The organism is Aeromicrobium sp. WCS2018Hpa-31, from assembly GCF_031843905.1.
GTDB lineage: Bacteria > Actinomycetota > Actinomycetes > Propionibacteriales > Nocardioidaceae > Aeromicrobium.
In genome coordinates this window covers 13,099-26,064 of record NZ_JAVTJF010000009.1, presented here as the reverse complement: position 1 = coordinate 26,064, position 12,966 = coordinate 13,099, and the positions used below count along the sequence as shown (strand labels likewise).

At 72.5% G+C, this 12,966-nt stretch carries 13 protein-coding genes; 3 read left to right on the top strand and 10 right to left on the bottom strand.

All coding sequences use genetic code 11. The features are described from left to right. Positions 1 to 17: 17 nt before the first annotated feature. Together RQG84_RS12675 and lysS are read right to left on the bottom strand one after the other, a co-directional pair. On the bottom strand, positions 18 to 1,034 hold the full coding sequence (locus RQG84_RS12675) for a hypothetical protein (RefSeq protein ID WP_311210318.1): 1,017 nt from the start codon (positions 1,032 to 1,034) through the stop codon (positions 18 to 20). A 70-nt stretch (positions 1,035 to 1,104) separates the two neighbouring features. Further along, positions 1,105 to 2,610, bottom strand: coding sequence for a lysine--tRNA ligase (lysS, locus tag RQG84_RS12670; protein WP_311210317.1), 1,506 nt, complete (start codon positions 2,608 to 2,610; stop codon positions 1,105 to 1,107). Between the two features lie 160 nt (positions 2,611 to 2,770). Here lysS and nhaA point away from each other — a divergent pair, with 160 nt between their 5' ends. Beyond that, positions 2,771 to 4,600 carry a Na+/H+ antiporter NhaA gene (gene nhaA, locus RQG84_RS12665; protein ID WP_311210316.1) on the top strand — a complete coding sequence of 610 codons (1,830 nt, stop codon included), beginning with the start codon at positions 2,771 to 2,773 and terminating at the stop codon, positions 4,598 to 4,600. Positions 4,601 to 4,686: 86 nt separating this feature from the next. Here the strand turns inward: nhaA and RQG84_RS12660 are convergent, their stop codons facing one another. From RQG84_RS12660 to RQG84_RS12650, 3 genes are all read right to left on the bottom strand, one after another. Then, positions 4,687 to 4,857, bottom strand: coding sequence for a CsbD family protein (locus tag RQG84_RS12660; protein ID WP_082480264.1), 171 nt, complete (start codon positions 4,855 to 4,857; stop codon positions 4,687 to 4,689). 113 nt (positions 4,858 to 4,970) lie between these two features. Beyond that, on the bottom strand, positions 4,971 to 5,144 hold the full coding sequence (locus tag RQG84_RS12655; RefSeq protein ID WP_082482024.1) for a CsbD family protein: 174 nt from the start codon (positions 5,142 to 5,144) through the stop codon (positions 4,971 to 4,973). A 138-nt stretch (positions 5,145 to 5,282) separates the two neighbouring features. Next, positions 5,283 to 6,074, bottom strand: a complete 792-nt coding sequence (locus RQG84_RS12650; protein ID WP_056573376.1) for a TetR/AcrR family transcriptional regulator — start codon at positions 6,072 to 6,074, stop codon at positions 5,283 to 5,285. Between the two features lie 154 nt (positions 6,075 to 6,228). Here RQG84_RS12650 and RQG84_RS12645 point away from each other — a divergent pair, with 154 nt between their 5' ends. Further along, entirely contained in the window at positions 6,229 to 7,563 is a 1,335-nt protein-coding gene (locus tag RQG84_RS12645; protein WP_311210315.1) for a DUF222 domain-containing protein, read from the top strand. A gap of 230 nt (positions 7,564 to 7,793) precedes the next feature. Further along, positions 7,794 to 8,204 carry a hypothetical protein gene (locus RQG84_RS12640; RefSeq protein ID WP_311210314.1) on the top strand — a complete coding sequence of 137 codons (411 nt, stop codon included), beginning with the start codon at positions 7,794 to 7,796 and terminating at the stop codon, positions 8,202 to 8,204. On the opposite strand, the gene RQG84_RS12635 is transcribed toward RQG84_RS12640, so the two are convergent. From RQG84_RS12635 to RQG84_RS12615, 5 genes are all read right to left on the bottom strand, one after another. After that, positions 8,167 to 8,943, bottom strand: a complete 777-nt coding sequence (locus tag RQG84_RS12635; RefSeq protein ID WP_055963888.1) for a type III pantothenate kinase — start codon at positions 8,941 to 8,943, stop codon at positions 8,167 to 8,169. The two genes, RQG84_RS12640 and RQG84_RS12635, sit on opposite strands and share 38 nt — an antisense overlap. Then, positions 8,940 to 9,410 (bottom strand): aspartate 1-decarboxylase, encoded by a 471-nt coding sequence (panD, locus tag RQG84_RS12630; protein WP_055963884.1) that lies wholly within the window; start codon positions 9,408 to 9,410, stop codon positions 8,940 to 8,942. Before panD ends, RQG84_RS12635 begins: the two co-directional genes overlap by 4 nt. 2 nt (positions 9,411 to 9,412) lie before the next feature. Beyond that, complete coding sequence (gene panC / locus RQG84_RS12625) at positions 9,413 to 10,261, bottom strand: pantoate--beta-alanine ligase (RefSeq protein WP_311210313.1); 849 nt, start codon at positions 10,259 to 10,261, stop codon at positions 9,413 to 9,415. 1 nt (position 10,262) lies between these two features. Further along, positions 10,263 to 11,327 (bottom strand): Rossmann-like and DUF2520 domain-containing protein, encoded by a 1,065-nt coding sequence (locus RQG84_RS12620; protein WP_311210312.1) that lies wholly within the window; start codon positions 11,325 to 11,327, stop codon positions 10,263 to 10,265. Between the two features lie 105 nt (positions 11,328 to 11,432). Further along, positions 11,433 to 12,938, bottom strand: a complete 1,506-nt coding sequence (locus tag RQG84_RS12615) for a glycosyltransferase (RefSeq protein ID WP_311210311.1) — start codon at positions 12,936 to 12,938, stop codon at positions 11,433 to 11,435. Positions 12,939 to 12,966 lie beyond the last annotated feature (28 nt).

The following is a 12,966-nucleotide window of genomic DNA, read 5'->3' as shown; positions in this document are numbered from 1 at the left end:
CGGCCGACGCCACCCGCCTACCGCGTCGTGACGTGATCCGCCCGGTGGTGGAACGCCGCCGCGACCGTGCACCCGGACAGGACGAGCACGGCCAGACCCCGGCGCAGCATCTCGCCGCCCTCCGCCGCGTCCGGCGCGAGCCCGCTGGAGAACCAGCCGAGGAACAGCAGGAGCAGGCCGAGCAGCACGCCGACGACGGCCGAGCCGCGCCACACCAGCGCCACCCGGCGACGCGCCGTCGACGCAGGGGCGCCCGACGTCGCGACACGCGCGACCGCATCCTGCTCCCGCACGAGCAGCGACACGGCCGCGAGCGCCACGAAGCCGGAGAGCACGGCCGTGCCGCGGTCGGGCCAGCCGAGGGGAACGACGAGCGCGAACAGCGTGAGCACGAGCATGCCGATCGGCAGCTCGGGGGACCGCGCGGCTCGCTCGAGCCGGTCCGGCTCGGCGTCGGCGGCGGCGCGCGTGCCGGCGAAGCGTCGCCCGAGACCACCGGGCTCCCGTGAAGCGACCACCGTGGCCAGCACGCAGCCGAGCAGGAGCACGCCGAGCACCAGCCCGACCGTCCACCGCGTCAGCGTCGCCCGGTCACCAGCGGCAGAGGCAGCGTCGGCGCGCTGCGCGATCTCGACGTCGAGCGAGGAGAGGGACTCGCCCCACTCGACCGCCTCGACCCGCCCCCGGTCGTCGCGCGCGATGCGCAGGTCGAGCCGGTCGGGCTGCTCGGACTCCTGTGGCGGGCCGCTGTCGCTGCGCGCAGGCACGTCGACCTCGACGGGCGAAGACGCCCCGCTCACCTCGACCTCGTAGGTGGAGCGGGCGCTGTAGGAGCGCGGGAGCACCTCCTGCACGCGGCTCATGCGCACGAAGCGGCCCTCGACCAGCTGGGTCGTCCCCTCCCACCCGCGGGCCTGGGCGAGCTCCTCGGCCGACGACTCGGCACGGTGCTCGACCGAGCCGACCGGCACGATCGCGACCCCCGCCGCGAACAGCAGCAGGAACCACCAGAGGGCGACCGGCGCACGGGACATGCCGCGATCCTGCCCGACGTCGCACGGTCGACGCGACCGCCCCGCGCCCCCGCGGGTCGTGCGTCCGGTCTCAGACCTCGCGACGCGAGATCGGGAACAGGATCGCCTCGCGGATGCCGATGCCCTGCAGCAGCATCACCAGCCGGTCGACGCCCAGCCCGAGCCCGCCGGCCGGGGGCATGCCGAACTCGAGCGCGCGCAGGAAGTCCTCGTCGACGTCCATGGCCTCGGGGTCACCGGCCGCGGCGAGACGCGCCTGCTCCTCGAGCCGCTCGCGCTGGACGACCGGGTCGTTGAGCTCGGTGTAGGCCGGAGCCAGCTCGACGCCGTTGATGATCAGGTCCCACGCCTCGACCAGGCCGGGGGTGGTGCGGTGCTTCTTCGCGAGCGGACGCACGGCCTCGGGGTAGTCGCACACGAACGTCGGCTGGATCAGCGTGTGCTCGACGAGCTTCTCGAACAGCTCGAGCACGATCTCGCCGGCGCCCCAGTGGTCCTGCAGCGCCACGTCGTGCCGGGCGGCCAGGGCCTTCAGCGACTCCTCGGGCGTCTCGACGTCGACCTGCTGGCCGACGGCCTCGCCCACCAGCTCGTGGATCGTGGCCCGCCGCCAGGGCTGCTCGAGGTCGATCTCGCTGCCGTCGCGACCGGGGACGACCGTCCGGCCGACCGCACGCGCCGCGTCGACCACGAGCGCGCGGGTGAGGTCGGCCATCGTGTCGTAGGAGCCGTACGCCTCGTACGCCTCCAGCATCATGAACTCGGGGTTGTGGGTGTTGTCCACGCCCTCGTTGCGGAACGTCTTGCCGATCTCGTACACCCGGTCGATGCCGCCGACGAGGGAGCGCTTGAGGTGCAGCTCGAGGGCGATGCGCAGCAGGGCGCTCTCGTCGAAGGCGTTGACGTGCGTGTGGAAGGGGCGGGCGGCCGCTCCACCGTTGGTGTGCTGGAGCACCGGCGTCTCGACCTCGACGTAGGCGCGCTCGTCGAGGGTGCGGCGCAGCGACTGCAGCACCTTGGCCTTGACGCGGACGGTGTCGCGGGCCTCGGGGCGGACGATCAGGTCGACGTAGCGCATCCGACTGCGCGCCTCGTCCGAGAGCGGGTTGTGCTCGTTCGGCAGCGGCCGCAGCGTCTTGGCGGCGATCGCCCACGACGACGCCTGGACGCTCAGCTCGCCGCGCCGCGACGTGATGACCTCGCCCGTGACGGCCAGGTGGTCGCCGATGTCGACGAGGTGCTTGAGCCGCTCGAGCGACTCCTCCCCCACGCCGTCGAGCGAGACCATCGCCTGCAGGCTCGTGCCGTCGCCCTCGCGCAGCGAGACGAACACCAGCTTGCCCGTGCCACGGCGGAAGATGACCCGCCCGGCCACCGTCACGACGTCGCCGGTGTGGTGGTCGGCGCCGAGCACCTCGGGGTCGTAGGCCTCGCGCACCTGCGCCAGGGTGTGGGTGAGCCCCAGGTCCGTCGGGTACGGCTCGAGGCCGGCGTCGATGAGCTGCTGGCGCTTCTCGCGGCGGATCCGCAGCTGCTCGGGCAGGTCGTCGTCGGGGTTCTGGGTGTCGGCGCTCACGGAAGGGGAGTCTAGTGGCCGGGCACGGCCCGGCTCGCCCGGCGGGCGGGTCCGGGCAACGGCCCACCCGCCGCGGTCGGGTGCCACCGACGGCAGCGGGAACAGCACGGCGAGGCCGATGGTTGGTGCACTCCGTGACCCGACTGCGAGGATGTCGCCCGTGAGCGAGACCGAGACCGCTGCCGACTCCCGCCTGACCCGGCTCCGTCGTGGGGTGGCCGGGGCCGAGACCGAGCAGCTGGGCGCCGGCATGCTGCTGGTGGCCACCCTCGCGGCCATCGCCTGGGCCAACCTCGGCAGCGGGTACGACGCGTTCTGGCACACCGAGGCGCGCGTGGCCGTGGGCGACTGGTCGATGGGCCTCGACCTCTACCACCTGGTCAACGACGCGCTCATGGCGTTCTTCTTCTTCGCCGTCGGGCTGGAGGTCAAGCGCGAGCTGACGATCGGCGAGCTCACCGACCGGTCCCGCGCCATCGTGCCCGCGACCGCGGCGCTCGCCGGGCTGCTGGTCCCCGCGCTCGTGTTCCTGCTGATCGCTCGCGACTCCGGCCAGGCGCACGCCTGGGGCGTGGTCATCTCCACCGACACGGCGTTCCTCGTGGGCGCGCTCGCCATCATCCGGCCGCACCACCCCTCCCGGCTCCGGGTCTTCCTGCTGACGCTGGCCGTCGTCGACGACATCGGCGCCCTGGGCGCCATCGCGATCTTCTACACCGACGACCTGCGCGTCACCCCGCTGCTCGTCGCGGTGGGGGCCCTCGCGCTGATCGCTCTCGTGCGACTGCTGCCGTCGGGCCGGGGCCCGTTGTACGCGGCGCTGTCGGTGGTGGTCTGGTTCGGTCTGCACGAGGCGGGGGTGCACGCCACCCTCGCGGGCGTCGCGGTCGCGCTGCTCATCCCCGTCGCAGCACCTCGCCGGCACGACGTGGAGCGCGTCGTGGAGCTGACGCGTGCCTTCCGCCAGTCCCCCAACCCGGCCTACGCCGCGGCCGCGGGCCGCCAGCTGCGCGAGTCCATCTCCATCAACGAGCGGCTCCAGCAGTCGTTCGCGCCCTACGTCGCGTTCGTGATCCTGCCGATCTTCGCGCTCGCGAACGCCGGCGTGGTGCTCGACGCCGCGACCCTCGAGCGGTCGGCCTCGTCGTCACTGACGTGGGGCGTGGTGGCCGGGCTCGTCGCCGGAAAGCTCCTCGGCATCACCGGCGCGACCCTGCTCGCCCAGAAGGTGGGCCTCGGTGTGCTCGCACCCGGTCTGACCATCGGCCGCGTCGCGGGCGGGGCCGCCCTCTCAGGGATCGGCTTCACGATCTCGCTGCTGATCGTCGGCATCGCCATCGACGAGCCCGCGGCGCAGGACGAGGCTCGCGTGGGCGTCCTCGCCGCCTCCGTGCTGGCGTTCGTGCTGGGCTGGGTCGTCCTCAAGGCGCTCGACGCCCGCCGGCCCGTCGTGCAGCCCGGTGCCGTGCTCCTGCGGCCGTTCGACCCCGAGCGCGACCACTTCAAGGGCCGTGCCGACGCCCCGCTCGTGCTCGTGGAGTACGGCGACTTCGAGTGCCCGTTCTGCAGCCGGGCCACGGGCATGGTCGACGAGGTGATCGAGCACTTCGAGGGCGACCTCGTGTGGGTGTGGCGCCACCTGCCGCTGCACCAGCACCACCCGCACGCCGAGCTGGCGGCGCGCGCCTACGAGGCGGCCTACCTGCAGGGTCGGCACTTCGACTACGCCCGCCTGCTGTGGGCCAACCAGGCGCAGCTGGAGCGGCTCGACCTGCTCCGCTACGCCGACGAGATCGGCCTGGACCTCGAGCGCTTCGAGGCCGACCTCGACTCCGACCCGGTGCGCCGACGTGTGCGCGAGGACGAGGACGACGCCGACCTCATGGACGTGTCCGGGACGCCGACGTTCTTCATCGGCACCGCCCGGCACGGCGGCCAGTGGGACGCGCCCACGCTCATCGCCGCCCTCGACGCCAGCCGGGGCCGCTGAGTCCGTGCCCGCACGTGCGGGCACAGAAAAGCCCGGTCGCCGTCGTGACGGTGACCGGGCTTCGCCGGATGCTCAGCGAGCAAGGATCACTTGAAGGCGTCCTTGACGTTCTCGCCGGCGTTCTTGACCGAGCCGGACGCCTGGTCCTTCTTGCCCTCGGCCTCGAGGTCCTTGTTGTCGGTGGCCTTGCCGACGTTCTCCTTGACCTCGCCGGCGACCTTCTCAGCGGTGTTCTTGGCCTTGTCGATGAAGCTCATGATGATCCTCCTGGATCGGTGGGTGACACTTCGACGGTACGACGGCTGGAAGTCGCTGCAACTCCAACGAGCGCTGCCCGATGAACGTTCAGTGACTTCTCAGTGACACGCGTTTACTTCTTGAAGGCGTCCTTGACGTCCTCGCCCACGTTCTTGATCGAGCCCTTGGTCTGGTCCTTCTTGCCCTCGGCCTCGAGGTCCTTGTTGTCGGTCGCCTTGCCGACGGCCTCCTTGACCTCGCCGGTGACCTTCTCCGCGGTGTTCTTGGCCTTGTCGATGAAGCTCATGGAACTCTCCTTCTCGGGTGGGGGAACGGGGTGGCTTACGTTGTAAACCTTACGCCGTAAGCCTGCGGCCCACAAGACGAGTGTCGTGCGACCTCGGTCACGAACGGGGGCGCGCTCGCGACCCGGTCGGCGAGCAGGTCAGTCGGCGAGACGCGAGGCGATGCCGTCGAGCATCTCCTGCAGGGCGCGGTCGAACTCCTCGGCGTAGCGGTCGGCCGCCAGACCGGCAGCCAGCCGGTGGATCGTCGGGTACGTCGCCTCGTCCACCGCGCCGGACGGGTCGAGGATCTCCAGGGGCGTCTCGGCCTCCGCCACCGCCTCCTGCTCCTCGTCGTCGCGCGTGGGGGTGAGCCCCCCGGGCACGGGCTCCGCGGCTTCGGCGCCCGCGGAGAACGATCCGTCGCCGTCCTGCGGGTCGCGCAGCGTCCGCGCCCCCGTCTCCATGAGCAGGTAGCCCAGCAGGAAGCTGTTGAACGACCGGTAGGCGAACACCACCTGGTCGTCGTCGAAGCCCTCCGCCTGCAGCGCCTCGAGCACCGACTCGATCCAGGTCAGGGACCGCAGCGGCGGGTTGATCCACGGCGCCTCCGACGGTCGCGTGGCCACGATCGGGAAGGCGTGCGGGTGCGCCATCGCGTAGCGGCGGACACCGCGCGCGAGCCGCTCCAGGTAGTCGCGCCAGCCGTTCTCGGCCACGCGCAGCACCTCGGGGTCGGCGTCCAGCTCGGCCACCACCAGGTCGACGACCGCGTCGAGCAGCTCGTCGCGGGTGCCGACGTGCTTGTAGAGGCTCATCGCCTCGACGCCCAGACGCTTGGCGATCCCCCGCATCGAGGCCGACCCGATGCCCTCGTCGTCGATCAACCGCAGGGCGGCCTCGGCGATCTTGCGGCGCGTCAGCGTGCCGCGTCGGGAGGTCGTGGAGGCCATGGGGGGATCGTGCCACGGAGGGGCGGGGCCAACGACCCGGAGTGCCGGCGCCGAAGGACTCGGGGGTTCCGGGGCTTTCGTCACGTATTCGAACATGTGCTTGTTTCCTGTCTGATCCTGCCTCTAGAATCGGGATAGATCAGCAGGAGGAAGCATGAGCGTCGCCGCACTCGACACCCACCCGGTGCCGTCGTGCGTGCACGGACTCCACGCTCTTCTCGACACGGTCCCCACCAGCGCGTGGGACGGCCTGGACCCCACCGAGGTCCGACGACTCCTCGCCGAGATCGGTCGCGCCGAAGCACGGCTCTCGGCCCACAAGATGGCCGCGGCGCGTGTGCTGGAGAAGGCCCGCAAGGCCACGGCGAACGGTGACGGACCGCGACCGGGGGCGGGAACCTCGACCGGCGCGACGATCTCGTTCGACTTCGGTGGGGACCGCGGCGGGGCCGATGCCCTGGTGAACACGGCGCAGCGGATCGAGGAGCAGACCACCCTCATCGAGAACGCGCTCGCGTCCGGGGTGATCAGCACCAAGCAGGCCGACCTGATCTCCCGCGCGTTGGCCAAGCTGCCCGACGACGTGACCCCCGAGCAGCGTGAGCGGTGCGAAGAGACCTTGCTGAAGGACGCGCAGCGGCTGACTCTGAAGGACCTGCGCCGCAGGGCGGCGCGGATCACCGAGGTCTACAAGGCGAAGACCGAGGAGGTCGACGCCGACGAAGACGAGATCCTGCGGAAGAAGGAAGAAGCCGCCCGGGCGAAGACGTCGTTCTCGATGTGGGACAACAACGACGGCACCGTCACCGGACGCTTCACCCTCCCCGAAGCCCAGGGCGCGATGCTCAAGACCGCCCTCGACGCACTCGCCGCACCTCACCAGGAGGTCGGGACCGTCAACGCCGCCACTGGCGAGATGGACGAGATTGGCTTCGGGCAGTCCTACCCCCAGCGCCTCGGCCACGCCTTCGCCACCCTGGTCGAGCACCTCCCCGCCGACCAGCTCCCGTCCAACGGTGGTGTGAGTGCGGTCGTCACCGTCAACCTGGACCTCGACACCCTCATGGGCGGCATCAAGGCCGCCGGACTCTCCGACGGCACCCGCATCAGCGCCGGCGAAGCCCGCCGGCTCGCCTGCTCCGCGCAGATCGTGCCCATGGTGTTGAACGGCAAGCCCCTGCCCCTCGACCTCGGCTCCGCCAACCGGTACTTCAACCGCAGCTCACGCCGGGCCATGGAGAAGCGCGACATGGGATGCACGACACCAGGTTGCGACCGCGACGCCAGATGGACCGAGGCCCATCACCTGAATCCGTACGCGATCTCCAAGACCACCGACATCAGAGACGGCGCACTGCTCTGCCCGTTCCACCACCACCGAGCCCACGAACAGGGCTGGATCGGCCGCATCAACCCCGACGACGGACACGTCGAGTGGAAGCTCCCCGGCTCCGACACCTGGCAACGCAACCAACGCTGCCGACCCTGACCACCACACCCACGACACCCCGACCCATCGGTCGGGGGTGCTCGTGCTGCCCGCGCATCGCTGAGCCGCCCGGAGTGGTCTCGATACACCTCCCCTCGCTGACGCTCGTGGAGGCACTCGACCACCGGGAGGCTCGGGAAGCGTGGTCGCCCGCGCCGGCGGGGCGGGCACGCCGCAGCGGCTCGGCCGGCCCGGTCGCCCCTAGACTCGCGGCGACGAAGGGAGTGCCCATGTCGGGCGGGGACTTCAAGGACATGTTCGCCGCCGCCGTGGGCGGCGACGTCGAGCTGGTGCGCTTCCACCTGGAGCGGGGCGTCGACCCCGACTACGTGCACCCCGAGCTGCAGTCCACCGCGCTGGTGACCAGCATCCTGGCCGGTCAGGATGCGGTGGCTCGGGAGCTGCTCGCCCACGGGGCCGACCCGACGCTGGCCTCCGAGCTGGACGAGACCACCCCGGTCGAGGCGGCCCGGGCCGCGGGGCTCACGGCGCTGGAAGCCCACCTCGTCGAGCTCGGCGCACGTCCGGCAGCGGGTGCACCTCCGGCAGGGCCTGCTCCTCGTGGGCGGGGCGACCGACGGGCGGCGTGGTGGCCCGCGTGGCTCAGTGGTTCTTCTCGTGCACCAGACGCAGACCGGTGAGGGTCAGCCACGGGTCGCGCGACGTGATCGTCGTGCAGTGGTCGAGCACCACGTCGGCGTAGGCGCCGGTCGCGATGACCGCCACGTCGTCGGGGTCGGCCTCCAACGACTCGATGATCCGGTCGACCATCCCGTCGACCAGACCCGCGAACCCGTAGACCGCGCCCGACTGCACGGCCTCGACGGTGTTCTTGCCGATGACGTCGCGGGGGACGGCCAGCTCGACCGCCCGCAGCTGGGCGCCGCGACGAGCCAGCGCCTCGAGCGACAGCTCGACGGCCGGCGCGATCGCCCCGCCCAGGTAGCGGTTCCGGTCGTCGACCACGTCGAAGATCGTGGCCGTGCCGTTCATGTCGACCACGATCGCCGGCCCGCCGTACACCTCGGCCGCGGCGAGCGCGTTGACGATGCGGTCGGCACCCACCTCGCGCGGGTTGTCGGTGTGGATCGGGATGCCGGTCTTCACGCCCGGCCCGACGATCGAGACCGGGAGGCCGCCGTAGTACCGCTCCAGCATCGCCTTCAGCTCGACCTGGATCGACGGCACGGTGCAGCACATGGCCACCGCCTGGACGTCGGCCAGACCCGCTGCGCGCACGAAGCCGTGGGCGAGCAGGTGCCACTCGTCGGCCGTGCGCTGCGTCTGCGACGAGACGGTCCAGTGCTCGACGAGCTTCTCGCCCTCGAACGCGCCGATGACCGACTGGCTGTTGCCGACGTCGAGCGTCAGGAGGGTCACGGCGCCACCGTCGCCGCCCCGGGCCCGGCACCCCCGCCGGCCGCCACGAGCGGGTTCTCCACGACGTCGCCGCGGGTGAGCCCCGACCCGGGCAGGGCCTCGGCCGGGTCGGACCCGGTGCCGATGATCCGGTTCTCGGAGTCCACGAACACGACGCTCGGCTGGTGCTCGCGCGCCTCGGCGTCGTCCATCTGGCCGTAGCCGATGAGGATCACCAGGTCGCCGGGATGCACGAGGCGCGCGGCGGCACCGTTGATGCCGATGACGCCCGAGCCCCGCTCGCCGGCGATCGTGTAGGTCTGGATGCGGGCGCCGTTGTCGATGTCGACGATGTGCACGAGCTCGCCCGGCAGCAGGTTCGCCGCGTCGAGCAGGTCGGCGTCGACCGTCACGGAGCCGACGTAGTGCAGGTCGGCCTGCGTGACGGTGGCGCGGTGGATCTTGGAGGTCATCATCGTGCGGAGCATGGTCAGGGTCCCTTCCGGAGCACCACGGGCTGGTTGTCGAGCAGGCGCGTGGTGCCGACCCTGGCTGCCACCAGGATCCGCGCCTCCCCCTCGTAGGAGTCGTCGACGTCGCCGAGCAACAGGTCGGTCACGACCAGGTAGTCCACCTCGACGCCGTCGGCGGCGTCGAGCACCTCGTGGGCGGCCTTCAGCACGGCGTCGCGTCCGACGACGCCCTCGTCGGCGGCGGCTCGCAGCGCGCGAGACAGGGCGAGCGCCTGCTCGTGCTGGATCGGCGTCAGGTAGGTGTTGCGCGAGCTGAGCGCCAGGCCGTCGGCCTTGCGGACGATCGGGTGGCCCACGACCTCGACGTCGAGCGCCAGGTCGCGCACCATGCGACGGATCAGCGCCAGCTGCTGGAAGTCCTTCTCGCCGAAGACGGCGACGTCGGGGCGCACGAGGGCGAACAGCTTCGCGACCACGGTGAGCACGCCGCGGAAGTGCGTGGGGCGGGCGGCGCCCTCGAGCACCTGCCCGAGCGGGCCCGGGTCGACGGTGACGGCCCCGTCCAGGCCGCCGGGGTACATCTCGTCGACGTCGGGCGCGAACACGACGTCGACACCCTCACGCTCGCAGACGACGAGGTCGGCGTCGAAGGTGCGCGGGTAGGCGTCGAGGTCCTCGCCCGGTCCGAACTGGGTGGGGTTGACGAAGATCGAGACCACGAGCGTGTCGCCGAGCGGGCGTGCGTGCCGCATCAGGCGCGCGTGGCCGTCGTGCAGCGCACCCATGGTGGGCACGAACGCCGTGCGGTCGGCCCCCGCGAGGGCCGCACGCAGCTCGGCCCGCGTACGGGCGACGACGGGGGTCATGTCAGGCCCGTCCGTGCGCGTGCTGCCGCTCGTCGGCCGATCCCGAGCCGTGGAGCCCCGACCCGTGAAGCACCGACTCGTCGAGGGCGGACCCCACGACCGCCGCGGTGGCGGCGTCCAGCCGCCCGTCGGCCGCCGCGCGCTCGGTGGTGGCGTGGGCCATGGCGACGTAGGCGTCGCGGGTGGAGGCGGGCTCGGTGGCGAGCGCGTCGACGTGGGCCCGCACCGTGGTGACGTCGCCGCGGGCGATCGGGCCGGTCAGCGCGGCGTCGCCGAGGTCGAGGGCGTTCTCGAGGGCCGCCTCGAGCAGCGGGCGCAGGATCTGCGAGGCCTCGGCCCCGGCACCGATGCCGTGGAGCAGCTCGCGGGCCTGGGCGACGAGCGTGACGAGGTGGTTGGCGCCGTGGCTGAGCGCCGCGTGGTAGCGGACCCGGTCGGCGTCGTCGATCCAGACCGGGGTGCCGCCGAGCGTGACGGCGAGGTCCTCGGCGACCTCGCGCTCGGCGTCGCCGGCCGTGAGGCCCATGGCGCACGAGCGACCCAGGTCGACCGACGAGCCGGTGAACGTCATGGCCGGGTGCAGGGCCACCGGGCGCGCGCCGACGCGCGCCGCGGACCGGAGGGCGTCCAGACCGTGCCGCCCGCTCGTGTGCACGACCACCTGGCCGGGACGCAGCACCGTCGAGAGCTCCTCGGACACGGCCACGAGGGCGTCGTCGGGGACGGCGAGCACCAGCACGTCGCTGCGCACGGCGACCTCGGCAGGCGACAGCACCGGCACGTCGGGCACGAGGGTGCGGGCGCGCAGGGCGGAGGCGTCGGAACGGGCGCTGATGCCCACGACGTCGCGGCCGGCGGCGCGCAGCCGGGCGGCCAGGACGGAGCCGACCCGGCCGGCGCCGACGACGCCGTAGGTGGTGCGCTCGCGCGCAGCATCGTCCGTGGTGCGCTCACGCGCAGCATCGTCCGAGGTGCGCTCACGCGCAGCATCATCCGTGGTGCGCTCGCGCGCAGGGCCGTCGATCGAGCGCTCACGCGCAGGGTCGTGCTGACGTGGATGCGTCATGGGGAGTGCCTCTCGTTCCAGTCCCGCGAACGGGTACCAGACTGCTGACACCGTCAGTCTACGACCGTCGTCCGGCGGCGCACAGTGGCACGGAGGTGGCGAGGGTCACAGCGTGAGCCGGTGGCTCCGCAGGCCCTCGAGGTGCAAGCCCTCGGGTCCGTCGACGGTCAGCGTCAGCACCAGCTCGCAGCGCCGGGTGACGGGGGCCGGGAACCGCAGTCGCCAGCCCGAGCCCGGGTAGCCGCGGACGGTGCCCGCCCGCGACGTGAAGGCGGCGGCGTCGCCGGTCCGCTCGACCTCGCCGGCTGCCGTGTCGCGGCCCGTGAGCACCCGCGACGTGAGCGACGCGGCGGCCACGTCGGCGTGGGGGAACCAGGCCCGCACGTCGACCACGAGCTCGTCGGGTCCGGCCAGGACCTCGCGCACGGTCGTGCGAAGCCGCACCTGCTCGGCGGTGGCCAGGTAGGTCACGGGGTCGAGACCGTCGTCGAGGCGCCCCGGCAGGTCGACCGCCGGGCCGTCGGACGTGGGTACCAGGTCGAACAGCTGCGACTGCAGGCCCTCCGCGCGCACGAACCGCCAGACGGGCTCGAGGTCGCCGGTGGTGCGGGCCTGGTCCAGCAGGGCGTTCATGACGCGGTGCTGGGCCGGCACCTCGCGGACGTAGCGGTCGGGGGCCACCGCCGCCACGAGCCGAGGGATCCGCTCCACGAGGACCCCGAGGTAGGCGTCGTCGGCGCGCTCGAGCTTGAGCGTGGAGTTGGGGACGTTGTGCTTGAGCAGCTGCAGCGCCCGCTCCTCGCGGACGGCGGGCAGCGGCTCGAGCAGGCGGAGCGACTCGTCGGCGGCGTCCATGCGGGCCGTCACGTTCTCGACGGTCACCTGCCCCTGCGACGTGGAGGCGGCCTGCCGCCGCCAGGAGTAGGCCATCGTGGAGGTCACGTCGATGCCCGCGGCCTCGCGGAACGCCTGGGCCGTGAGGATCTGGTCCTCGTAGATGACCCCGGGCGGGAACGCCAGACCGGCCGCGTCCCAGAAGGTGCGCCGGAACACCTTGGCGCAGGCGATGGCGTGGACGAGCACGTCGGGCCGTTCCGAGACCGTGACGCCCTCCACCGGCCGCGCGTGCAGCGCCCGGATCCACGGCGCGGGCCGCACCACGGTCCCGCCCTCGAGTCGCTGGTAGGGCAGCACGGCGAGGTCGGAGCCGCTGCGCTCCAGCCCGCGCACGGCCGCGTCGAGACCCTCGCGGGTCACGACGTCGTCGGCGTCCACGAACGTGAGGTAGGTGCCGGTGGCCACCTCGACACCACGGTTGCGGGCCGCGCTCTGGCCGGCGTTCGGCTGCGAGAGCACCACCACGCGCGGGTCGCGCGCCGCGACCTCGTCGGCGATGGCCCTGCTGCCGTCCGTCGAGCCGTCGTCGACGACCACGACCTCGAGGTGGCGGTAGCGCTGCCCGAGCACCGACTCCAGGGCCGCTGCCAGGTGCTCCTCGCCCTGGTACACGGGCATCACGACGCTGAGCGTCGGCCCGCGCAGGTCGCGGACCCGACGGGCGGCCCGGCCGACGGCACCGCGGACGAGGCGACGGACGGGCGGGCGGGGCACGCCGCGAGCATAACGTCGGGTAGACAAG

Bases quoted from the DNA above. Each gene is read 5' to 3' on its own strand.
- RQG84_RS12660 (WP_082480264.1), bottom strand. From the start codon at position 4,857: ATGAGCTTCATCGACAAGGCCAAGAACACCGCTGAGAAGGTCGCCGGC.
- panD (WP_055963884.1), bottom strand. From the start codon at position 9,410: ATGCTCCGCACGATGATGACCTCCAAGATCCACCGCGCCACCGTCACG.
- RQG84_RS12645 (WP_311210315.1), top strand. From the start codon at position 6,229: ATGAGCGTCGCCGCACTCGACACCCACCCGGTGCCGTCGTGCGTGCAC.
- RQG84_RS12650 (WP_056573376.1), bottom strand. From the start codon at position 6,074: ATGGCCTCCACGACCTCCCGACGCGGCACGCTGACGCGCCGCAAGATC.
- RQG84_RS12620 (WP_311210312.1), bottom strand. From the start codon at position 11,327: ATGACGCATCCACGTCAGCACGACCCTGCGCGTGAGCGCTCGATCGAC.
- panC (WP_311210313.1), bottom strand. From the start codon at position 10,261: ATGACCCCCGTCGTCGCCCGTACGCGGGCCGAGCTGCGTGCGGCCCTC.
- RQG84_RS12640 (WP_311210314.1), top strand. From the start codon at position 7,794: ATGTCGGGCGGGGACTTCAAGGACATGTTCGCCGCCGCCGTGGGCGGC.
- RQG84_RS12675 (WP_311210318.1), bottom strand. From the start codon at position 1,034: ATGTCCCGTGCGCCGGTCGCCCTCTGGTGGTTCCTGCTGCTGTTCGCG.
- RQG84_RS12655 (WP_082482024.1), bottom strand. From the start codon at position 5,144: ATGAGCTTCATCGACAAGGCCAAGAACACCGCGGAGAAGGTCACCGGC.